The organism is Rhodococcus sp. NPDC059179, from assembly GCF_042754885.1.
Lineage (GTDB): Bacteria > Actinomycetota > Actinomycetes > Mycobacteriales > Mycobacteriaceae > Rhodococcus_G.
Map to the genome: position 1 here is coordinate 319,522 of NZ_JBHZBV010000001.1, position 19,986 is coordinate 339,507.

The window sequence follows — 19,986 nt, forward strand, 5'->3', positions numbered from 1 at the left end:
ACCTCTGGATTCCATCCTCAGTTTCCGATATGCTCGAATGTATGTTCGATAACGGGTCGACATCGGGACTGCTCGACAACGTGCCGGATCTTGAACAACCGGCAACGCTGCAACAGCACCACGCCCACATCGCCCGCGAACAATTCCGCGAAATCCATGCCGTCACCGCCCTCTACCTCGCCGACTGCGAGCAAGACGCCCGGCGCGGCAAGAACGAGGCCCGCCAGGGCGAATTCGCGCACGTCGAGATAGCCGCGATCCTGCACATCACCGAACGTGCCGCCGCCGCGATGATCGACCTCGGCTGCGACCTACGCTGGCGGCTGCACCGCACCTGCGCCGCGTTCGCCGCAGGAACCATCGACCTCACCCAAACCCGCGCCATCGCCGACGCCCTGGCGAACGTCTCCGACGACAAACTCGACGCCATCGAACAACGCCTCCTCGACGGCGCCGACCACCACTGCTCCACCAAACTCAAACAACGCGCCCGCCGCCTGATCGCCCGCCACGACCCCGACGGAGCACGCAAGCGACGCGAACGCGCCGAAGCCGACCGCGACGTCCGCACCCACGCCTCCGACGACGGCATGTCGACCCTGGAAGGGTTGCTCCCCACCGTCGGCGCCCAACGACTGTCCATGCGACTACGCCAAATGTCGCTACAGGTCTGTGCCGACGACCCCCGCACCCTCGCCCAACGCCGAGCCGACGCCCTCATCGCCCTGACCGACGGCGCCGACCACCTCCCCTGCCAGTGCGGACAACAACACTGCCCTGCCGCAAACAGTTCAGGACAACCACCGAAGCCGACCGCAACGGTCCTGGTCGGCATCTCCGCCAGCACCCTCCTCGGCCTCGACGATCTCCCCGGCTACCTCGACGGCTACGGCGCCATAGACGCCGCCCTCGCCCGCGACCTCGCCGCCGACGGCACCTGGAAACAAATCCTGCTGCTTCCCGAGAAGGACCGGCAACGCCTCATCGATACCCTCCTGGGCGAACTCGGCGGCGCCTCACCCGAACTGTTCACCGGCACACAGGAATCGAACGACGACACCGGCGCTGATGCCGACGACGGGGAGCCCTGGGTCTCCGGCCGCCGCATCGACACGAATCCGCACGGACCGATCCTCGGTGTCGGCAAAGCCCTCAAGGCCGCGGGTATCACCCCGTCCGACATCGCCAACCGCACCAAGGCCTCGCGGGAAGCCCTCACCTACAAGCCCAGCGCCCGGCTCGCCGAGATCATCCGCACCCGAGACGGCACCTGCCGATTCCCCAATTGCACCGCGCGGGCACAGGATTGCGACCTCGACCACACGATCCCGTTCAACCACGCCAACCCCGCACTCGGTGGGCTGACCATCGAACAGAACCTGGCCTGCCTCTGCCGAAAACATCACCGCCTCAAGACCGAGGGCTACTGGACCGTCCAACAGATCGGCTCCGGCCGCCTCCAATGGACCGACCGACACGGCACCACCACCATCACCGAACCCACCGGACCCTTCACCGACCCCGACGACGATCACAGCAGCGGGCACGGCCCGGACGAGCACGCTGTCGACACACACAACATCAACAGCGGCGACACCGCACGGGCCGATACCGGTAGCGCTCCGCGCATGAACGAACACGAACACGACACCGCCGACACCGACACCGACACCGACACCGACACCGACCGCATCCTCCGCGACCTCGCCGACCGTAACAGCGGCCGCACCGTCGAGGACGACCTCGCCTACCTCCTCGACACGCTGTCACCCGACTGGCGACACCCCAAACCCCGCAAACCCGCCAGGCCGATCCTCGTCATCGATCTCGACGAACCGCCACCGTTCTGAGGTCAATCCCTCACTACCCCAGTGCTTGACGCAGCGAACAGACAGTCACCCGAGCGGTGGCTGCCAGGTCACCGGAGCAGAAACTCGAGGGTGATCCGCTCGAATGCTTCCTTCGCCTCGATCATCACCCAGTGCCCGCAGTTCGGAAAGATGTGCAGCTCGGCATTGGGAATCAGTCGCATCGGGATCATCGGCATGTCCGGCGGGCACTGCCGGTCGTCTCGACCCCACGTCAGCAGCGTCGGGCACTGCACCTTGCCCATCATCGCCCAGTACGGCGGCAGACCGGCATTGGTCATCGCCTGCTGCTGTGCCTCGAACGCGGCGGAGCCGTACATGGCGGTGAGCGACTTGTGCGACTCCGGATCGTTGGCCGTCTCCCAGCGCTCCTCGATCCGTTCCTCGGTGACCACGTCGCGGTCATAGACCATGCATTCGAGCCAGCGAACCAACTTGTCACGGCTGGGCTCGTCGGCGAAGTCCTGCAGCAGCCGAGTGCCCTCACTTGGATTCTGGCTGAAGATGTTCGGACCCACACCGCCGATGGTGACGAGCTTGCTCACCCGTTCGGGATACTTCATGGCCACGTTGACGCCGACGACCCCGCCCATCGAGTTTCCGATCATCGCGGCCGATTCGATGCCGAGCGCGTCCATGAAGCGAATCACCGACGACCCTGCCGTGAGCACCGGATGTCCGTCGATGGGATCGCTCACCCCGAAACCAGGGAATTCGAGGACGTAGCAGTGGAAGTGCTCGGCGAAGACATCCAGGTTTCCTCGGTAGTTCCGCCAACCGCTCACCCCGATCCCGGAGCCGTGCAGCAGCAGGAGTGGTGGCCCCTCCCCCGCCTCGTGGTAGCGCAGCACACCCTTTTCGGTGGCGATTTCCCTCTTGGTCCCCTCGTAGGTCACGTCCATCTGGCGATACTAGAACACGTTTCAGTTCTCGAAGCCGGAGCCGGACATCCGGTTCAGGGCTGAAACACGACGCGGCCGACGGTGGTGCCATCACCGAGCCTGCCGACGCCGTCGGCCAGATCGGCGAACGAGAGCCGCTCACTGATCAGCGGCTTGATCGCGCCCGCGGCGGCGAGCTTGGTCAGCTCGGCATGGCAGTCATCGATGGCCTGCTGGTTGTATGCCTTGTACAAACCCCAGTGCAGGCCGATGATCGAATAGTTCTTGATCAGTGCGTGATTGAGTGCGGGCTGCGGAATGGTGCCGCCCGCGAACCCGATCACCACGATCCGGCCCTCGAACGCGATGCACTTGGTCGAGCCGGCATAGGCGTCGCCGCCGACCGGGTCGAACACCACGTCCGCGCCGCGGCCGCCGGTGAACTCCTTGACGATCGACACGAAGTCCTCGGTTCGCCGGTCGATCACCAGGTCGGCACCGAGCTGGCGGCTGTACTCCGCCTTCTCCGGACCACCGACGACGCCGATCACCGTGGCTCCCGCTGCCTTGCCGAGCTGGACGGCGGCGCTGCCGACCCCACCGGCGGCGGCGTGCACCAGCAGGGTCTCCCCCGCCAGCAGCTGGGTGCGGCGGTGCAGCGCGAACCAGGCCGTCTGATACCCGATGCTCAGCGCCGACGCCTCGGCATCGTCGAGCGCGGCGGGCGCTGGCAAGGCATTGGCCTCCTCCATGACCGCGAGCTCGGCAAACCCTCCATCAGGCAGGTTCGGGTTGCCGACCACCCGGTCGCCGACCGCGAACTCGGTGACGCCGACGCCGACCGCGACGACCTCACCGCAGAGCTCGACGCCAGGCGTGAAGGGCAGCTGCGGCTTGATCTGGTACTCGCCGCGGCACAGCAACACGTCGGGGAAGTTCGCCGGGGCGGCGAGCACCTTGACGAGCAGCTGGCCGTCACCGGCGGTCGGGTCGTCGACGTCCTCCAGTTTCAGTACGTCGCGGGGTTGGCCAAGTTCGTTGACGCGCCATGCCTTCATGTTGTTCTCCTGACGGGTGTGGATGCGAAGGTGCTAAATGCCTGCCGCATCGGCGATTTCGCGGGCCTTGCGCACCAGCGCGTCGATTCGCTCGACGGTCGGCGTGCCAGCCGCGGCCTTGTTCTGCGGGGTGTCCATGGCGCGGCGCATGACGCCCTCGGCGATCACCGACACCTTCCACAGCCCCAGCACGTGCCAGAACTTGAGCGCCTCGGCGTCCCGTCCGGTCTCGTCCAGGTATATCTGGGCGATCTCGGCCCGGTTCGGGAAACCCGCCAGCGTCGAGGCGGGGAAGTCGCCTCCGGTGTCCTCGCCCGGCTCCGGCCAGTACGCGAGCATGGAACCCATGTCCGCCAACGGATCCCCGAGCGTCGACAGCTCCCAATCCAGTGCCCCGATCACCTCGCCGTTCTCCCTGGAGGTGATGACGTTGCGCAGGTGGAAGTCGCCGTGCACCAGTGCCAGCTCGCGCTGCTCCGGGACTGCGGCCACCAGCCGGCGGGTCAGGTCGTCGAGCTCGGGGAGTTCCCGGGTCTTCGACTGCTCCCACTGCCCGGCCCAGCGCTTGAGCTGACGTGCCGCGTACGGTTTGTGGCTCGCGAGGTCGGACAGACCGACCTCGTCGAGATTCACCGCGTGGATCTTCGCGAGGGTGCGCGGCAGCGAGACCGCCATCTCGTGACGCCGCAGCGGGGTGAGCGACTGCGCGATCTCCATCGTGTCCACGACCTGGCCGTCGATGAATTCCATCAGCACCAGCGGCACCTCGGAGATCGCCGGATCCTGTGCGACGCCGTAGATCCGCGGGGCGGGTACATCGGTGTGCTCGAGCGCGGTCATGATCCGCGCCTCTCGGGCCACGTCGTGCGCCGATGCCAGCAGGTGGCCGAGCGGCGGCCTGCGCAGCACCCAGCGCCCGCCACCCTCGTCGCGGACGAGGTAGGTGAGGTTGGACTGGCCGAGGCCGATCCGGTCGAAGCTCAGTGGGCCGGTTGCCTCGATTCCGAGGGTCCCGAACCACCGCGTCACCGCGACCGGGTCGATCCCGACCACTTCCTGCACGTCAGACACCGACACCCGCTCCGCTCCGGTAGGCCTTGGCGTCGCCGAGACGCTGGCCGCCGTCGATCACCATGGTCTCGCCGGTGATCCAGCTCGCCGCGTCCGATGCCAGGAACGCAATTGCCGTCGCGACATCGTCGGGCTCGCCGATCCGGTTCAACGCGGTTGACGCCGAGACCTGCTCCTCGTGTTCCTTCCACAGCGCCTCGGCCAGCTTGGTGCGCACCACGCCCGGCGCCACCGCGTTCACCCTGATCCGTGGCGAAAGTTCCAGTGCCAGTTGCTTGGTCACGTATATCAGCGCCGCCTTGGACGCGTTGTACATGCCGATGCCTGCCTCGTGGCCGAGCCCACCGATGGAGGCGGTGTTGATCACCGAGCCGCCGTGCTCGCCCATCCACGCCTCGGCGGCCAGGCCGGTCCACAGCAGCGGTGCCCACAGGTTCACGTCGAAGGTCTTCACGAAACGCCCGTGGTCCTGGTTGATCAGCGGCCCGAACGCGGGATTGGTGCCCGCGTTGTTGACGAGGATGTCGAGGCTGCCGAATCGCTCGAGGGTGATCTCGATGCAGCGGCGCGCCTGGTCCTCCTCGACCGCGTGGGCGCCGACGCCGATCGCGTTTCCGGTAATCTGCGCGGCCGCCGCGTCGGCCGACTCCTGCTTACGCGAGGTCAGCACCACGTTTGCGCCCGCGGTCGCCAGCGCCTGTGCGGTGGCCAGCCCGATGCCGCGGGAGGCACCGGTGACGATCGCGGTCTTGCCGGTCAGGTCCAGATTCGTCATTGTCACAGTCCTTCCGGTCGCAGGTCGCGGTACGGGCGCAGCTCACGGCGGGCGATGGCGCGCTTGTGCACCTCGTCCGGGCCGTCGGCGAGGCGCAGGGTGCGCAGGTGCGCGTAGGCCATCGCGAGCGGGAAGTCGTCGGTGACGCCGGCGCCGCCGTGCACCTGGATGGCGCGATCGACGATCTTGAGCGCGATGTTCGGCGCGGCCACCTTGATCGCGGCGATCTCCGTCTGCGCCTGCTTGTTGCCGACCGTGTCCATCAGATAGGCGGCCTTGAGGGTGAGCAGCCGAATCATCTCGATGTCGATGCGCGCCTCGGCGATCCAGTCCTGGATGTTGGCGTTGTCGGCGACCGGCTTGCCGAAGGTGACGCGGGACTGCGCGCGCTTACACATCAGTTCCAGGGCGCGCTCGGCCATGCCGATGGCGCGCATGCAGTGGTGGATCCGGCCGGGGCCCAGGCGGGCCTGGCTGATCGCGAAGCCCTCTCCCTCGCCCTTGAGGACGTCCTTCGCGGGCACCCGGACATCCTTGAAGTCGATCTCGGCGTGGCCCTCGCGGTCCTGGTAGCCGAAGACCGGCAGTCCGCGCATCACGGTGACGCCTGCGGCGTCGATCGGGACGACCATCATCGACTGCTGACGGTGTGTCGGGGCGGTCGGGTCGGTCTTGCCCATCACGATCATCACCTTGCAGTTCTGGTGCAAGGCGTTGGAGGCGAACCACTTCCGGCCGTTGAGGACGTACTCGTCGCCGTCCTTGACCATCGACAGCTCGACGTTCGTGGCGTCGGAGCTGGCGACGCCGGGCTCGGTCATCGCGAACGCGGAGGCCATGGTGCCGTCGAGCAGCGGCTCGAGGTACTTCTTCTTGTGCTCGTCGGTGCCGAAGAGCTCGAACACCTCCATGTTGCCGGTGTCGGGGGCGTTGCAGTTGCACGCCTCGGAGGCAATGTGGCTGCGGCCCATGATCTCCGCGAGCGGGGCATACTCGAGGTTGGTCAGCCCCGGGCCGCGGCCGGGGTGCGGGTGGAAGAGGTTCCACAGGCCCCGCTTCTTGGCCTCGGCCTTGAGTTCCTCGAGGATCGGCGGCTGGAAGTGCGGGTCGCCGGACTCGCGCATCTGCTCGTCGTACACGGCCTCGGCCGGGTAGACGTGCGTGTCCATGAAGTCGAGCAGGTCTTCCTGATACTTCTTGCCGCGGTCCGAGGTCTCAAACAGGGACATGTGAACTCCTGACGGATAGGGAGGGAAAAGTCGGGGATCGCCGGTCGGTGCTCATTACGCCTCGCCCAGCAGCGAGGCCTGGTACCGGCGCATGCCGCGCAGCCAGCGGTCGTAGTCCGAGCCCTTCTGCCGGTACATCTCCAGCACGTTGGCGTGCGGAAGGATGAGGAACCGCTCCTCGTCCACGGCGGCCAGCACGTCGGCGGCCACCTGGGCGGGCTCGAGCACGTTGCCCGCGGCTGTGACGGCCCGGGTCGCCGCGAGGCCGAGTCCGTCACCGGAATCCTCACCGGCGTAGAGCAGCTTGGTGTTCACGCCCATCGGGCACAGGCAGCTGACCCGGACCCCGCGGTCGCCATACGTGACATTGAGCCACTCCGCGAAGCCGACCGCGGCATGCTTGGTCACCGAATAGGTGGCGGACCCTATCTGGGTGAGCAGGCCCGCGGCGGAGGCCGTGCTGACGAAGTAGCCCTCGCCGCGCTCGACCCATCCCGGCACCAGCAGCTGCGCCGCCCTGATGTGCGCGCGCAGGTTCACATCGATCGAGAGGTCCCAGTCGGCCTCGTCGGCCTCGAGTCCGGGCCTGCCGGCGATGCCGGCGTTGGCGAAGTACATGTCGACCGGACCGAACTCGCTCTCCGCCAGGGCGATCAGGCCGCGGATCTGTTCGGTGTCCGCGACGTCCCCGCCCGCCGCGACCGCGGTTCCGGGGCGGTCGGCGTTGATCTTGTCGGCGACGGCCTGCGCGGCGGTCGCGTCCAGGTCCGCCACCACGACCCGCGCGCCGGCCGCGGTCAGCGCCTCCGCGAGCGCGCCGCCGATACCACCACCGCCGCCGGTGACGACGGCAACCTTGCTTGCAACCTTCACTCCGAGTCCCTCATTTCGTGTGGCACTGCTCTCGGTCCGGACCCCACGACCCGTGCTCCAGGTCTCCCGACAATGTATAGTTGAATCCGGCGTCATATTCAAGATTTGAGGCCAGGGTCGAGGCCGGCGTCCCCACGCCGGTCCCGGCTGGCTCGCGAATCCGCATGTGCACCAACATCATTTCCGCCGACGAGGTCGGTGGCGGCATTCAGGTCACGGTGAGCCAGGTGGGTTCCCTGAACGTCGGGACAACCGCCTCGCGCCAGAAGGGTCAGGCGCGGGGGGCGATGCGGAGCGCGTTCACCCAGAGCCGGGTGGCTGCACCGACGAGGTCGTCGAGGGGCATGGTCTTGCCGTCCTCGGTGCCGTCTCCGGTGACGAAGTACCCGAAGGCGAGACGGCTGATCATGCCGGACAGCGCCCTCGAGGCCAGCAGCGGATCGATCTCGGGATCCGCCAGGCCGCGCTGCTGCAGGCTCTCGATGCTGCGCGCGTTACGCCGAATGAACGCGTTCGCGCGGGACTGCCGGAGGGCGCGGAACTCGGGGTCGATGCTGGCGACCTGTTCGAGCAGGCCCATCAGCTTCGCGTTCCGCTTGTAGGCCTGGAAGTACGCCCGGTTGCTCGCCTCGATGATGGCGGCCGGCTCGTCGTCGGCGGCGACGTGCGGCATCCCCGGATGCATCATGTCCTCTTGCGCCAGCTCCAGGACCGCGGCGAAGACCTCTTCCTTGCTCGCGAAGTAGGTGTAGAAGGTCCCCGCCGAACACTTGGCGGCCTTTGTGATGTCGATCAGCCGGGTGTCGAGATAGCCGGCGCGCTCGAACACCTTTCGTGCCGCCGCGATCAGTGACGACCGCGTCCGCAGCCCGCGCTCGGTCGCGGGCAGTTCCCGCAACAGAGAGGAGCGGGCCATCGACGGCGGCGCGTCGTCGCGGTCGTCCTCGGGGACAGATGGCATGCAGTAGTTATACGTCACCGCCGGTAGACGGCATGATCTGACACCGTGGCATGCGATTTCCGCGTCCCGTGCGCATCGACGCGCGGACCACCCGGCGTCGCCGCAGGGCACACTCGCGGACCGTAATATGACGGTGTTGCACACCACAGTCGCTGCATCGAGGGGCAGACATGACCGAGACCAGCGCCGACCCGATCCGACCGAGCACCCTCGCCCAGCTCACCGCGCTGGTCGGGACCGTGCTCGGGCCCACCGACTGGCACGACGTGACGCAGCAGCGCATCGACGCCTTCGCCGACGCCACCGGCGACCACCAGTGGATCCACGTCGACCCCGAGCGCGCGGCCTCAGGCCCGTTCGGCACGACCATCGCGCACGGCAACTACAGCCTCTCGCTCGGCCCGTTCTTCACCGCGCAGCTGATCGCCTTCGACGGATTCGCACACGCACTCAACTACGGCTACAACAAGGTGCGGTTCACCGCGCCGTTGCCGGTCGGATCACGAATTCGAATGCACGCCACCATTATCGCGGTGCACGAGATCGCCGGGGGTGCGCAGCTCACCAACAAGCTGACCATCGAGCGCGAGGGCTCGGCCAAACCGGTCCTGGTGGCCGAGGCGGTGGGATTCCTCGCCGAGCGCAAGTAGAGGCCTGGCCCCGCGGTTGCGGACGCCCTAGGCTCGGCAGCGTGACCACGACCTTCTCGGCTTACATCGCACGCGACCAGGACGGGGAGATCGCACTCGCCCCCGACACCCTCGACGACGCCGCGCTGCCGCCCGGCGAGGTCACCATCAAGGTGCACTTCTCGAGCGTGAACTACAAGGACGCCCTCGCCGTCACGCCCAGGGGCGGCGTTGTGCGCGAATACCCGATCGTCCCGGGCATCGACCTCGCAGGCGAGGTCGTCGCCTCCGAGGACGAATCGTTTCGCCCCGGCGACCTGGTGCTGGCCCATGGGTACGAGATCGGCACCGGACGTCACGGCGGCTACGCCGAGCTCGCCAGGGTCCCGGCGGACTGGGTTGTCCGGCTCTCGGACCTGTCCCCTCGGGACGCGGCGACCATCGGCACCGCCGGTTTCACCGCGGCGATGAGCGTGCAGGCCCTCCTCGAGCGCGGCCTCACCCCCTCGGACGGGCCGGTCCTGGTCACCGGTGCCAGCGGCGGCGTCGGCAGCGTCAGCGTCGACCTGCTCGCCGCGGCCGGGTTCGAGGTGGTCGCGTCGACCGGCAAGCCTGCGGCCGCGGATCTGCTGACCTCGCTCGGCGCGGCGTCCGTGATCGGTCGGCTGCCCGAGGACCCGGACGCGAAGCCCCGCCCGCTCGGCAGGGCGGAGTGGGCGGCGGCGGTCGATTGTGTCGGCGGCAAGACGCTGGCCCACGTGCTCAGCACCATCAGGTACGGCGGCGCGGTCGCGGCGAGCGGGCTGACGGGCGGATCGTCGCTGCCGACCACGGTGCTCCCGTTCATCCTGCGCGGCGTCGCCCTGCTGGGCGTCGACTCCGTGCAGCTGCCGATCGACAAGAGGCGCGCGCTGTGGGCGCGGCTCGCGGGCGATCTGCGGCCGCGGCACCTGTCCTCGATCGCGCACGAGGTGCCGATCCGGGACATCGCCCCGGTGCTGGACCGGGTGCGGTCCGGGACCTACACCGGCCGCGCCGTGGTCCGGGTCGACGGCGGGTTCTGACGCCCGGGCTGATCAATCGAACGGGCTGATCGAGTGAACGCTCCCGTCCACTCGATCAGCCGAACACTGGAATCAGCTACCGAAAGGCAGTGTGCCCGGGGCGATCTGGTAGCCACTGCTGCCGGCGGAGCTTCCGCCGACGGCGCCAAGGAACCCGTTGATCACGTTGGTCAGCATGCTTGAACTTCTCCTCGAGAACAGTCCGATGAGGATCACGGGGCCCGCGATCCGCAGCTACGGTAACGATTGATGCGGACCGTGTCGACCACTCTGGCCGAACCGATACCGGACGTGACAGTGTGGGGCCGTGATCGACGAACCCGAATCCCGGCAGGCCGACATCGACGCGGTGACCGCGTTTCGCGAGCAGTGGAACCTGCCCGGAATCATCGACGTGCACACGCATTTCATGCCCAAGAGCGTGATGGACAAGGTCTGGACGTACTTCGACTCCGTCGGACCACTGACCGGGATGACCTGGCCGATCGCCTACCGGCTCGAGGAGGACGTCCGACTCGACCGGCTGCGCTCCTACGGGGTCAAGGCGTTCACCTCGATGATCTATCCGCACAAACCGAACATGGCGGCCTGGCTCAACCAGTGGGCGGTCGAGTTCGCCGCCCGCAACCCCGACTGCCTGCACACCTCGACCTTCTATCCCGAGCCCGGCGCGCTCGAGTACGTCACCGACGCACTCGACGCAGGCACCCGGGTATTCAAGTCGCACATCCAGGTTGGCGACTACGCCCCGAACGATCCGCTTCTCGACGGCGTCTGGGGAGCCCTCGAGGACGCCGGCACCCCGATCGTCATCCACTGCGGGTCCGGGCCCGCCCCCGGGCGCTTCACCGGACCGGGACCGATCGCGGAACTGTTGGCCCGATACCCCCGGCTTCGGCTGATCATCGCGCACATGGGTATGCCCGAGTACGCGGACTTCCTCGCGATCGCCGAACGCCATGATCGGGTGCTTCTCGACACCACGATGGCCTTCACCGACTTCATCAGCGAGGCCGCGCCGCTGCTCCCGTCCGACCTGCCGCGCCTACTCGACCTCCAGGACCGGATCCTGTTCGGCAGCGACTTCCCGAACATCCCCTACCAGTACGCCCATGCGCTGGAGGCGGTCTCCCGACTCGACCTGGGCGAGGACTGGGTCCGCGCGGTGTGCCACGGCAACGGCACGCGCCTGTTCGACCTCTGATCAGAACAGGGTGAGGGAATCGTCCGGTTCGGGGACGACCTCGAACAGTGTCGGCTCCATCTCCGTCGGGACGACGGCGTTGGCCGCGACCGACTTGGCCCGCGAGACCTTCTTCGCCGGGGACAGCGGCGCGGAGTGCGTCGCGGCGTTGGCCCGCGGGGCGGGCGCGGGCGCGGCAGCGGAGGCGACGGCGCGAGCGGCCTCGCCCGCCAGCTTGTCCGCCTCCTCGTTGTAGTGATTGCCGACGTGGCCGCGCACCCAACGGAAGCGCACCGGACCGGTGCGCTCGGCGATCGCCTCGTCGATCGAGCGCACCAGGTCCAGGTTCTTCACCGGTTCGCCCGAGGCCGTACGCCAGCCCTTGCGCTTCCAGCCGGACACCCACTCGGAGGCGCACTTGATGGCGTACTGCGAATCGGACTCGATCAACATCGGCTCGTCACCCGGGTGCGCCCTGATGGCCTCCAAAAGTGCACGCAGCTCGGCTATTTGGTTGGTGCCCGACCGTTCACCGCCGGAGCGGCTCGGCCCCATGTGGTTGACCCACGCCCAGCCGATCGCGCCGCCGGGGTTGCGAAGGCAGGAGCCGTCCGTGCTGACGATGATCACGACCGACACCTTACGGTGGCCCCCCGACATTGCGAAGGGCCCGCGCCGAGCCCGAAAGCGGACAGCCCGGCCCGGCGCCGGCTACGCCCCTGTGAACCGCGGCGGCCTGCGCTCGAGCATCGCCGCCACCGCCTCCTGGTGGTCCTGCGTGTGGTGCGCCAGCGCCTGCATCGCGGCCGACAGCTCGAGCAGGCTCTCCAGGCTCTGATGCTGTCCCTCACGGAGCAGCTTCTTGGTCATCCGCAGGGCCTGCGGCGGGTTGGCGGCGACCCGTTCGGCCAGCGCACGGGCGGTGGGCAGCAGCTGATCGGGCTCCACCACCCGGGAGACCAGGCCCCACTCGAGCGCGGTCGCGGCGTCGATCGCATCGCCGGTGAAGGCCATCTCGGCGGCCCGCGCCGCACCGACCGCGCGGGGCAGGAACCAGGCGCCGCCGTCGCCGGGGATGATGCCCAGCTTGACGAAGCTCTCCGCAAAGGTGGCGGTGGTCGCCGCGATCCGCATGTCGCACATGAGCGCAAGGTCACACCCCGCGCCGATGGCCGGTCCGTTCACCGCGGCGATCACCGGGACCTCGCAGTGGTAGAGCGCCCGCGGGATCCGCTGGATGCCGTGCCGGTAGCCGCCGCGGAGCTCGGCGGGCGAACCGCCGAACATGCCCTCCTGGTCGCGCATGTGCTTGACGTTGCCGCCCGAGGAGAACGACGGTCCGGCAGCGGTCAACACCGCCGCACGCACCGTCACGTCCCGGTTGACGTCCGCGATCGCGGCCTCGAACGCCTCGATCACGTCGGGCTCGGAGATGACGTTGCGGGTCTCCGGACGATTCAGCGTCCAGGTGACGACGTCCCCGTCGCGCTCCACCACGATTGCCTCGGTCACTGCGCTCTCCCTTCGGTCGCGCCAAGGCTATGCGCTCCGCGCCTGTGCGCGATTTTCACCCCAATCGGGGTACCGATCACGCACGGGCGGCGAAGCCGCGATAGCCGTGCGCGTCCGCGACCGCGGTCGAGAGCACGGCGCCGTCGTGGGTGCTGAGGCCGGCGGCCAGCGCCCGGTCCGCTGCGGTGGCACGTCGCCAGCCCAGGTCGGCGATCTCGATGACGTACGGGAGGGTGGCGTTGGTCAGGCCGAAGGTGGACGTGCGGGGCACCGCGCCCGGCATGTTCGCCACGCAGTAGAAGACCGAGTCGTGCACCCGGTAGGTGGGCTCGGTGTGCGTGGTCGGATGCGACCCCTCGAAGCAGCCGCCCTGGTCGATCGCGATGTCGACCAGCACCGACCCCGGCCGCATCCGGGAGACCAGCTCGTTCGAGACCAGCTGCGGCGCCCTGGCCCCCGGGACCAGCACCGCACCGATGACCAGGTCCGCCCCCAGAACCGCCTGCTCCACCTCGAACCCGTTGGACACGACGGTCCGCAGCCGGCCGCGGTATCGGTCGTCGAGCTCGCGCAGGCGTGCGACGTTCAGGTCCAGGACCGTGACGTCGGCGCGCATGCCGACCGCCATCGCCGCCGCGTTCTGGCCGGCCACCCCGCCGCCGAGGATCACCACATTGGCCGGGCGCACCCCCGGCACGCCGCCCATCAGGACACCGCGGCCGCCTGCGCTGGCCATCAGGTGGTAGGCGCCTGCCTGCGGCGCGAGCCTGCCGGCGACCTCGCTCATCGGCGCGAGCAGCGGCAGGGAGCCGTCGGCGGCCTGCACCGTCTCGTAGGCGATCGCGGTCGTCCTCGCCGCGATCAGCGCGTCCGTGCACTCCCTCGAGGCCGCCAGGTGCAGGTAGGTGAACAGCACCAGGTCGCCGCGCAAGCGCGAATACTCCTCCGCGATAGGCTCTTTCACCTTCAGCAGCAGCTCGGCCTCCCCCCACACGTCGGACGGCTCGGCGAGGATCCGGGCACCTGCGGCCCGATAGTCCGCATCGGCGAACGACGACCCGGCGCCTGCCTGGGTCTCGACGACCACCTGGTGGCCGCGGCCGACGAGCTCGCGGACACCCGCGGGGGTCATGGCGACCCGGTACTCGTGATTCTTGATCTCGCGCGGGACACCGATCCTCATGACGGCTCCTCGGGTTGCGGAGGTGAACGGTGAAGCTGCGCCCAGTATGAATTTTCGGCGAATCGATACCTAGATATGCGCCGAAGATTCTCTAGAATCGCTCTATGGGTACCGGATCTTCGGATTCGAGGCCGTCGAGGACCGTCCGTCCGAACGATGTTCGGGGGGTCGGACTCGACGAGATCGACCATGTCCTACTCGCCCAGCTCACCCGCGACGCCCGCACCCCGAACAACGCGCTCGCCGCGATGGCGGGCATCGCGCCGTCCACCTGCCTTGCCCGGGTGCGCTCGCTGATCGAACGGGGCGTGATCCGGGGGTTCCACGCCGACATCGACCCGGCGGCGCTCGGCCGGGACCTCGAGGCGATGATCTCGGTCCGACTGCGCGCCGACGCGCGCCCGCACATGGCCAGGTTCGCGGATCGGATGTCCGCCGCCCCCGAGGTGCTCGACGTCTACTTCATCGCGGGCGCCGACGACTACCTGCTGCACGTCGCCATGCGCGACACCGGAGCCCTGCGCGACTTCGTGCTCGACCACCTGTCCGCGCGGCCCGAGGTCGCAGCGACCGAGACGATCCTCGTGTTCGAGCACATCCGGCCCAGGTCGGGTCGCTGAGACAGCGACCCGACCGGCCTCACGGCAAAAGCCTGTCCAGCAATGGGTTCGAGAACACCCGGTGCGGGTCGTGGGCGTTGAAGGCGGCCCGGGCAGAGTCCCAGTTGTCCCCCGCCGGGACGCCCGCGCGGAAGGTCGCCGGGATCGCGGTCTCGATCGTCTCGCCGTCTGCGAATGCCGACTCGCCGGTGTACGCCCAGCCCTTGGCCCATTCCGGCCGGAAGGTGGCGTAGTCGCCGCTGTAGTTCTGCCGCATGAACCGCTCCATCTCACGGAAGTAGGCGGCCTGACCCGGGGTGCCGGGCACCCCAACCACGTTCATCCAGATCGCGGTGTCCCACTCGGGATGGTCCGGACGCGGCCGCAGCGCCGAAATAGTTGGCGGCCCAGAGGTTTCCACGGTCATCTCGGACGGGTCGTCGAGCCCGCACAGCCGCACCTCGAACGGTCCGTTGATCGGGTACTGACCCCTCCACTGGTAATGCCGCTGGCGCTCGTGGTGCCAGGTGGTGAATTCGTTGATGACCCGGGCGATGTTCGCGCGCTTGGTGATCACCACGCCGCCACCCGCGGTCATCCGCAGGGTGGTCGCCTTCAGGTAGAACTGGACGTCCTTGGACCAGCCCCACAGGTCGGCGCCGTTGGTGGCGGCCAGACCGGCCTTGAAGGTGGCCAACTGGGTCTGGCCGAACAGCGGGGTCACCACGCCGGAGCCGTCGACGATCTGTCCGAGCAGGTCGGTGACCGGCTTCGGGATCGAGTCGGAGTACGGGTAGTTGTAGGGCCCTGTCACCTCCCGTGACTGCGGCGGCTTGGTGGGGGTCGGGGTCCACACCTTGAGGTACGGCGTGTCGGTGAAGGGGAACCAGATGGCCTCGACCCGGCCGGAGCGGGCCACGTAGCTTTCGAATGTGCGGCCGGGTGAGCCCGCGGGGGCGAACAGTTCGCGCCACGGGATGTTGGTGGAGCTCTCGCAGCGCAGCCGGTAGTTGGCGCCTGCCTGCAGCGTCACCGAGGTGATGAAGGCGCGTCCGAGGTGGGTGAGCAGCGGACGGATCTCCGCGTCGGCGCGGGTGAACTCGCGCAGCGCGTACGCGCCGGCCGCCTGGTCCCAGACCACCGCCGTCATCGCGGTGATCAGGTTGCTCAGGGATCCGAACGACGCTCCGGGGAGGACTTTTTCGCCGTCGGCGGGCAGTGTCGCACCGTGCGCGTTGATCGCCAGCACGCCTGCGATGGAGAGCTCGCCGATCGCGGGGGAGTTGGCCCAGCCCAGCCCATGGTCCTGCAGCTCGCTCAGCACATCTATCAGCAGCGCGCCGGCGTCGGCGGTGACGGTGGACCGACCCGGCTCCGCGGACTTGTGCACCGTGACCGCGTTGAGCCTGGTGAGGGTGTCCACCAGGATCAGCCGTTCGACGTTCTGGCCGGGGACCAGGGTCAGCGGGCTCCAGCCGTGCATGGTTCCGCGTGGCCGCAGGCGGTAGCCGTTCGCGTGCGCCCAGTTCGCCAGCCGCACCACGTCCTGCGCGTCGCGGGGCGTGCACGTCCAGACCTGGTCGAAGACGATCTCCTGCACCCAGTTCTCGTAGCCCTGCTGGGAAAGCGGGATGCCGTCGGGGAACGCGGGCGGGGCGGGCAGGGTTGCCCTGGCGTCACCGAACGGGATCGCCTGCGCGGGCGTCCAACCGAGCCCGGTGAGGGCGGCGGCCCCCGCGGCCGCGGTCAGGAAGCTTCTGCGAGAGAAGCCTGAGTGCTGGTCCGAGCGCCCTGCGGCCATCGATGGTGTCCCTCTCTCAGTGGTGGCACAACGGACGTGCCGGAGCGAGGACAAAAATAGAACATGTTCCCGTCTCCGTGTCGGGAAACGCGTATCTGGGTCCAGGGAATCCGGGTTACCCGATGCCGCCCCGTGGTCTACTTGAGCCCGTTGGAGACCTGCGGTAACGGGCATTTCCGAGGAGAACCGATGGCAGAACTCGACGTCAGCGACGAGCCTTCGACGGTGGCACCCCGCAAGCCCCTGCGCGGCTGGCCGGTCTTCACCATCATCGCGATCGCGCTGATCGCCTTCCTGGCAGGCGGCGTCGGCGGCTCGTTCCAGAGCAAGCTCGCCGAGGTCCAGAAGAATGACAACGCCAGCTATCTGTCCGCCTCCGCCGAATCCACCATCGTGGCCAACGAATCCGCGAAGTTCGTCACGGTGGAGACCATCCCGGGATTCGTCGTCTTCCATCGCGACGGCCCGCTCACCGATCAGGACAGGGAATCGATCGCCCGCGCCGCGACGGCGGTGGCGCAGGTCCCCGGCGTCGACAGGGCCGGGATGGCCCCGGTGCAGTACTCCGAGGACGGCACCACCGCCTCCCTGTTCGTGCCGTTGGTGGCCAAGACCGACGGCGCACAGGTCCAGGGGGACGTCCTCGCCGAGACCGAGCAGCACGTGATGGACGCGGCCAAGTCCGCCGCCGCCACCGAACTCGAGGTGCTGCCCGCGGGACCCGGCGGGCTGCTCGTCGCGTTCATCGATGCCTTCGCCGGCCTCGACGGCACACTCCTCGTCGCGGCCCTGCTGGTGGTGATCCTGATCCTGCTGGTCGTCTACCGCTCCCCCGTCCTCTGGGTCTTCCCGCTGCTGTCCGCGATGCTCGCGCTCGGGCTGTCCTCGATGGTGATCTATTTCCTTGCCAAGCAGGACATCCTGACGCTCACCGGCCAGAGTCAGGGCATCCTGATGGTTCTCGTGCTCGGCGCGGGCACCGACTACGCCCTCCTGCTGATCGCGCGGTACCGGGAGGAACTGCACGCCTACCCGAACCGCTTCGACGCGATGATCCGGGCCTGGCGCGAATCCGCCCCGGCGATCACCGCCTCCGCCGTCACCGTGATCCTCGGGCTGCTGTGCCTGACCTTCTCCGAGCTGAACTCGAACAAGAGCCTCGGTCCGGTCACCGCGATCGGCATCGGCTGCACCTACCTGGTGATGATGACCTTCCTGCCGGTCGCGCTCGCCGCCGCGGGCCGATGGGTGTTCTGGCCGCGCGTCCCGCAGGTCGACCACGCCGCCGACCTCGCGTCGCACGGCATGTGGGGCAGGATCGCCACCGCCGTCGGCAACCGGGCCCGGCCCGCCTGGATCGGCACGACGGTGCTGCTGATCGCGCTGTGCGCCATCGGGATCGGCAGCCTGCAGACGGACGGGCTCACCGCCACCGAGAACTTCACCAACAACCCCGACGCCGCGCAGGGCCAGGCGATCTACGACGCCAAGTTCCCGCAGGGCACCGGCGCGCCAGCCGTCATCATGACCAACGCCGACGCCGCCGACCAGGTGATCGCCGCCGCAACCGGCGTCGACGGGGTGTCGACGGCGCCCGGATCGGTGTGCCTGCAGATCGACTACGCCAAGCTGGCGGGGCTGAACCTGGGCGGCGGCGCCCCCGCGGGCGCCCCGACTGGCTGCCCACCGCCGCAGCTGACCGTGCAGCCGATCGACGGCCGCACCGTCGTCACCGCCACCCTCGCCGACTCCTACGACTCGCCGGAGGCGCTGGAGACCATCGAGAGGCTGCGCACCGCGGTGCACGCCGTTCCCGGCGGCGACGCCCTGGTGGGCGGGAACTCCGCGGCCACCCTCGACGTGCAGACCGCCTCGGTGCACGACCGGAACCTGATCATCCCGATCGTGCTGGTGGTGATCTTCCTGGTGCTCGCGATCCTGCTCCGGGCGCTGCTCGCCCCGCTGATCCTGATCGGGACCGTGGTGCTCTCGTTCGCCGCCACCCTCGGCGTCTGCGGATTCTTCTTCACCCACGTGTTCCATTTCGCGGGCGCCGACCAGGCCTTCCCGCTCTTCGCCTTCGTGTTCCTGGTCGCGCTCGGCATCGACTACAACATCTTCCTGATGACCCGGGTGCGCGAGGAGTCGCTCGCGCACGGCACCCGGTCCGGCGTGCTGCGCGGGCTGGCCGTCACCGGCGGCGTGATCACCTCTGCGGGTGTGGTTCTCGCCGCGACGTTCGCGGTGCTGGGCGTGCTGCCCCTGGTGTTCCTCGCGGAGATCGGGTTCGCGGTGGCGTTCGGCGTGCTGCTCGACACCATCATCGTGCGCAGTGTGCTGGTGCCCGCCCTGTCGTACGACATCGGTAAACGGATCTGGTGGCCGTCGGCGCTGGCGAAGGCCGGGGACTGAACCCCCGAGCGCGGCGCACCCCGATGACCGGGCGTGTCGCGTCGTTCGAATAGTGCTCCGTGGGAACAGTTTCCCGGAAGGTCCCCACAATCCAGCTGTCCTGCGGCAGACTGATCCCCGATCGCCACCTCCTGCGGGGGAGGAGCCGTCCGCTCGAAAAGGAGTGCCATGTCGTTTCGTTCACGGTCACAGCTCTCTCGCCGGTTCCTCGCCGCCGCCGTCCTCGCCGCGGCCGCAGCCGGCGCGGCGCTGCCCGCGACGGCGAACGCCGACGTGACACCGACCACGCTCGTGAACGGCGTTCTCTCGACCGTCGGCGGCTGCCAGACACCCTCCCGCGACGCGATCCTCGCCTGCACCCGATTCGAGACCCTGACCACCCAGTTCCCGGTGGTCCTCGACCTGAATCCGTTCGGCACCAACATCGTGGCGCTGGGCGCGGGTCTGTACCCGAACGGCACGATGCGGCCGGTGCTCGAGTCCCGGATGCGGGCGACCCTGCAGGTCGCCCACCGGTACCCGCTGTCCCCGATCATCGTCAGCGGCGGCGTGCCGCAGAACGGGATCACCGAGTCCCGGGCGATGCGCGACTGGCTGATCGCCCACGGCATCCCCGCGTTCCGGATCACCGAGGAGTTCACCTCGCGTTCCACGGTCGAGAACGCGCGGAACACCAACTGGCTCCTGGCCCAGCGGGGCGCCACCAGCGCCGTCGTGGTCACCTCGCCGGACCACCTGCAGCGCGCGATGGTCGACTTCCGCGTCGCCGTCGGCGGCCGCATCCCCATCGCGGGCGTCGTCGCACCCCAGTAGGGCTGCGACGAGTTTCAAGATTTCCGCACCGCACCATCGGCGAGGTGGGAATCTGAGCTGATGATCGCAATCGT

At 68.6% G+C, this 19,986-nt stretch carries 18 protein-coding genes; 7 read left to right on the plus strand and 11 right to left on the minus strand.

The features are described from left to right. Positions 1–41: 41 nt before the first annotated feature. Positions 42–1,850: a DUF222 domain-containing protein gene (locus ACFXMV_RS01465; RefSeq protein WP_378502673.1), complete on the plus strand. Its 1,809-nt coding sequence runs from the start codon at positions 42–44 to the stop codon at positions 1,848–1,850. 68 nt (positions 1,851–1,918) lie between these two features. Here the strand turns inward: ACFXMV_RS01465 and ACFXMV_RS01470 are convergent, their stop codons facing one another. The 7 genes from ACFXMV_RS01470 to ACFXMV_RS01500 form a co-directional block, all read right to left on the minus strand. Then, positions 1,919–2,770 carry an alpha/beta fold hydrolase gene (locus ACFXMV_RS01470; protein ID WP_378499052.1) on the minus strand — a complete coding sequence of 284 codons (852 nt, stop codon included), beginning with the start codon at positions 2,768–2,770 and terminating at the stop codon, positions 1,919–1,921. A gap of 53 nt (positions 2,771–2,823) precedes the next feature. After that, positions 2,824–3,807, minus strand: coding sequence for an NADPH:quinone oxidoreductase family protein (locus ACFXMV_RS01475; RefSeq protein WP_378499051.1), 984 nt, complete (start codon positions 3,805–3,807; stop codon positions 2,824–2,826). Positions 3,808–3,840: 33 nt separating this feature from the next. Next, the gene (locus ACFXMV_RS01480) at positions 3,841–4,878 is read right to left on the minus strand and encodes a phosphotransferase family protein (RefSeq protein WP_378499050.1); all 1,038 of its coding nucleotides are present in this window, start codon (positions 4,876–4,878) and stop codon (positions 3,841–3,843) included. Beyond that, positions 4,871–5,653: an SDR family oxidoreductase gene (locus ACFXMV_RS01485; RefSeq protein WP_378499049.1), complete on the minus strand. Its 783-nt coding sequence runs from the start codon at positions 5,651–5,653 to the stop codon at positions 4,871–4,873. The genes ACFXMV_RS01480 and ACFXMV_RS01485 overlap by 8 nt, the downstream gene beginning before the upstream one ends. Positions 5,654–5,655: 2 nt before the next feature. Then, the gene (locus ACFXMV_RS01490; RefSeq protein ID WP_378499048.1) at positions 5,656–6,882 is read right to left on the minus strand and encodes an acyl-CoA dehydrogenase family protein; all 1,227 of its coding nucleotides are present in this window, start codon (positions 6,880–6,882) and stop codon (positions 5,656–5,658) included. A gap of 54 nt (positions 6,883–6,936) precedes the next feature. Further along, positions 6,937–7,755, minus strand: coding sequence for an SDR family oxidoreductase (locus ACFXMV_RS01495; RefSeq protein ID WP_378499047.1), 819 nt, complete (start codon positions 7,753–7,755; stop codon positions 6,937–6,939). A 271-nt stretch (positions 7,756–8,026) separates the two neighbouring features. Beyond that, the gene (locus tag ACFXMV_RS01500; RefSeq protein ID WP_378499046.1) at positions 8,027–8,716 is read right to left on the minus strand and encodes a TetR/AcrR family transcriptional regulator; all 690 of its coding nucleotides are present in this window, start codon (positions 8,714–8,716) and stop codon (positions 8,027–8,029) included. A gap of 170 nt (positions 8,717–8,886) precedes the next feature. On the opposite strand from ACFXMV_RS01500, the gene ACFXMV_RS01505 reads away from it, so the two are divergent. The 3 genes from ACFXMV_RS01505 (at position 8,887) to ACFXMV_RS01515 (ending at position 11,613) form a co-directional block, all read left to right on the plus strand. Beyond that, entirely contained in the window at positions 8,887–9,366 is a 480-nt protein-coding gene (locus tag ACFXMV_RS01505) for a MaoC family dehydratase (RefSeq protein ID WP_378499045.1), read from the plus strand. 41 nt (positions 9,367–9,407) lie between these two features. Then, entirely contained in the window at positions 9,408–10,409 is a 1,002-nt protein-coding gene (locus tag ACFXMV_RS01510; protein WP_378502671.1) for an oxidoreductase, read from the plus strand. Between the two features lie 340 nt (positions 10,410–10,749). Continuing rightward, positions 10,750–11,613 carry an amidohydrolase family protein gene (locus ACFXMV_RS01515; RefSeq protein WP_378502750.1) on the plus strand — a complete coding sequence of 288 codons (864 nt, stop codon included), beginning with the start codon at positions 10,750–10,752 and terminating at the stop codon, positions 11,611–11,613. Here the strand turns inward: ACFXMV_RS01515 and ACFXMV_RS01520 are convergent, their stop codons facing one another. The 3 genes from ACFXMV_RS01520 to ald all read right to left on the minus strand — a co-directional run bounded on the left by ACFXMV_RS01520 (position 11,614) and on the right by ald (position 14,287). Beyond that, positions 11,614–12,222: a ribonuclease H gene (locus tag ACFXMV_RS01520; RefSeq protein WP_378502087.1), complete on the minus strand. Its 609-nt coding sequence runs from the start codon at positions 12,220–12,222 to the stop codon at positions 11,614–11,616. It abuts the gene before it with no gap. A gap of 81 nt (positions 12,223–12,303) precedes the next feature. Beyond that, a complete protein-coding gene (locus tag ACFXMV_RS01525; protein WP_378502670.1) occupies positions 12,304–13,104 on the minus strand; it encodes a crotonase/enoyl-CoA hydratase family protein in 801 nt (266 codons plus the stop codon). Between the two features lie 76 nt (positions 13,105–13,180). Next, on the minus strand, positions 13,181–14,287 hold the full coding sequence (ald, locus tag ACFXMV_RS01530) for an alanine dehydrogenase (RefSeq protein ID WP_378500952.1): 1,107 nt from the start codon (positions 14,285–14,287) through the stop codon (positions 13,181–13,183). Positions 14,288–14,391: 104 nt separating this feature from the next. Between ald and ACFXMV_RS01535 the strand changes: the two genes are divergently transcribed. Next, the gene (locus ACFXMV_RS01535) at positions 14,392–14,907 is read left to right on the plus strand and encodes an Lrp/AsnC family transcriptional regulator (protein WP_378502669.1); all 516 of its coding nucleotides are present in this window, start codon (positions 14,392–14,394) and stop codon (positions 14,905–14,907) included. Positions 14,908–14,926: 19 nt separating this feature from the next. Here the strand turns inward: ACFXMV_RS01535 and ACFXMV_RS01540 are convergent, their stop codons facing one another. After that, positions 14,927–16,687 carry a cholesterol oxidase substrate-binding domain-containing protein gene (locus tag ACFXMV_RS01540; RefSeq protein ID WP_378500954.1) on the minus strand — a complete coding sequence of 587 codons (1,761 nt, stop codon included), beginning with the start codon at positions 16,685–16,687 and terminating at the stop codon, positions 14,927–14,929. 189 nt (positions 16,688–16,876) lie between these two features. Here ACFXMV_RS01540 and ACFXMV_RS01545 point away from each other — a divergent pair, with 189 nt between their 5' ends. Both ACFXMV_RS01545 and ACFXMV_RS01550 read left to right on the plus strand, forming a co-directional pair. Then, positions 16,877–19,099 (plus strand): MMPL family transporter, encoded by a 2,223-nt coding sequence (locus tag ACFXMV_RS01545; RefSeq protein WP_378502668.1) that lies wholly within the window; start codon positions 16,877–16,879, stop codon positions 19,097–19,099. Positions 19,100–19,267: 168 nt separating this feature from the next. Beyond that, positions 19,268–19,912 (plus strand): YdcF family protein, encoded by a 645-nt coding sequence (locus tag ACFXMV_RS01550; RefSeq protein WP_378502667.1) that lies wholly within the window; start codon positions 19,268–19,270, stop codon positions 19,910–19,912. Positions 19,913–19,986: the final 74 nt, after the last annotated feature.

Coding starts and splice junctions, on each gene's coding strand:
- ACFXMV_RS01465 (WP_378502673.1), top strand. CDS start 42: ATGTTCGATAACGGGTCGACATCGGGACTGCTCGACAACGTGCCGGAT.
- ACFXMV_RS01470 (WP_378499052.1), bottom strand. CDS start 2,770: ATGGACGTGACCTACGAGGGGACCAAGAGGGAAATCGCCACCGAAAAG.
- ACFXMV_RS01475 (WP_378499051.1), bottom strand. CDS start 3,807: ATGAAGGCATGGCGCGTCAACGAACTTGGCCAACCCCGCGACGTACTG.
- ACFXMV_RS01485 (WP_378499049.1), bottom strand. CDS start 5,653: ATGACGAATCTGGACCTGACCGGCAAGACCGCGATCGTCACCGGTGCC.
- ACFXMV_RS01490 (WP_378499048.1), bottom strand. CDS start 6,882: ATGTCCCTGTTTGAGACCTCGGACCGCGGCAAGAAGTATCAGGAAGAC.
- ACFXMV_RS01500 (WP_378499046.1), bottom strand. CDS start 8,716: ATGCCATCTGTCCCCGAGGACGACCGCGACGACGCGCCGCCGTCGATG.
- ACFXMV_RS01505 (WP_378499045.1), top strand. CDS start 8,887: ATGACCGAGACCAGCGCCGACCCGATCCGACCGAGCACCCTCGCCCAG.
- ald (WP_378500952.1), bottom strand. CDS start 14,287: ATGAGGATCGGTGTCCCGCGCGAGATCAAGAATCACGAGTACCGGGTC.
- ACFXMV_RS01535 (WP_378502669.1), top strand. CDS start 14,392: ATGGGTACCGGATCTTCGGATTCGAGGCCGTCGAGGACCGTCCGTCCG.
- ACFXMV_RS01540 (WP_378500954.1), bottom strand. CDS start 16,687: ATGGCCGCAGGGCGCTCGGACCAGCACTCAGGCTTCTCTCGCAGAAGC.
- ACFXMV_RS01545 (WP_378502668.1), top strand. CDS start 16,877: ATGGCAGAACTCGACGTCAGCGACGAGCCTTCGACGGTGGCACCCCGC.
- ACFXMV_RS01550 (WP_378502667.1), top strand. CDS start 19,268: ATGTCGTTTCGTTCACGGTCACAGCTCTCTCGCCGGTTCCTCGCCGCC.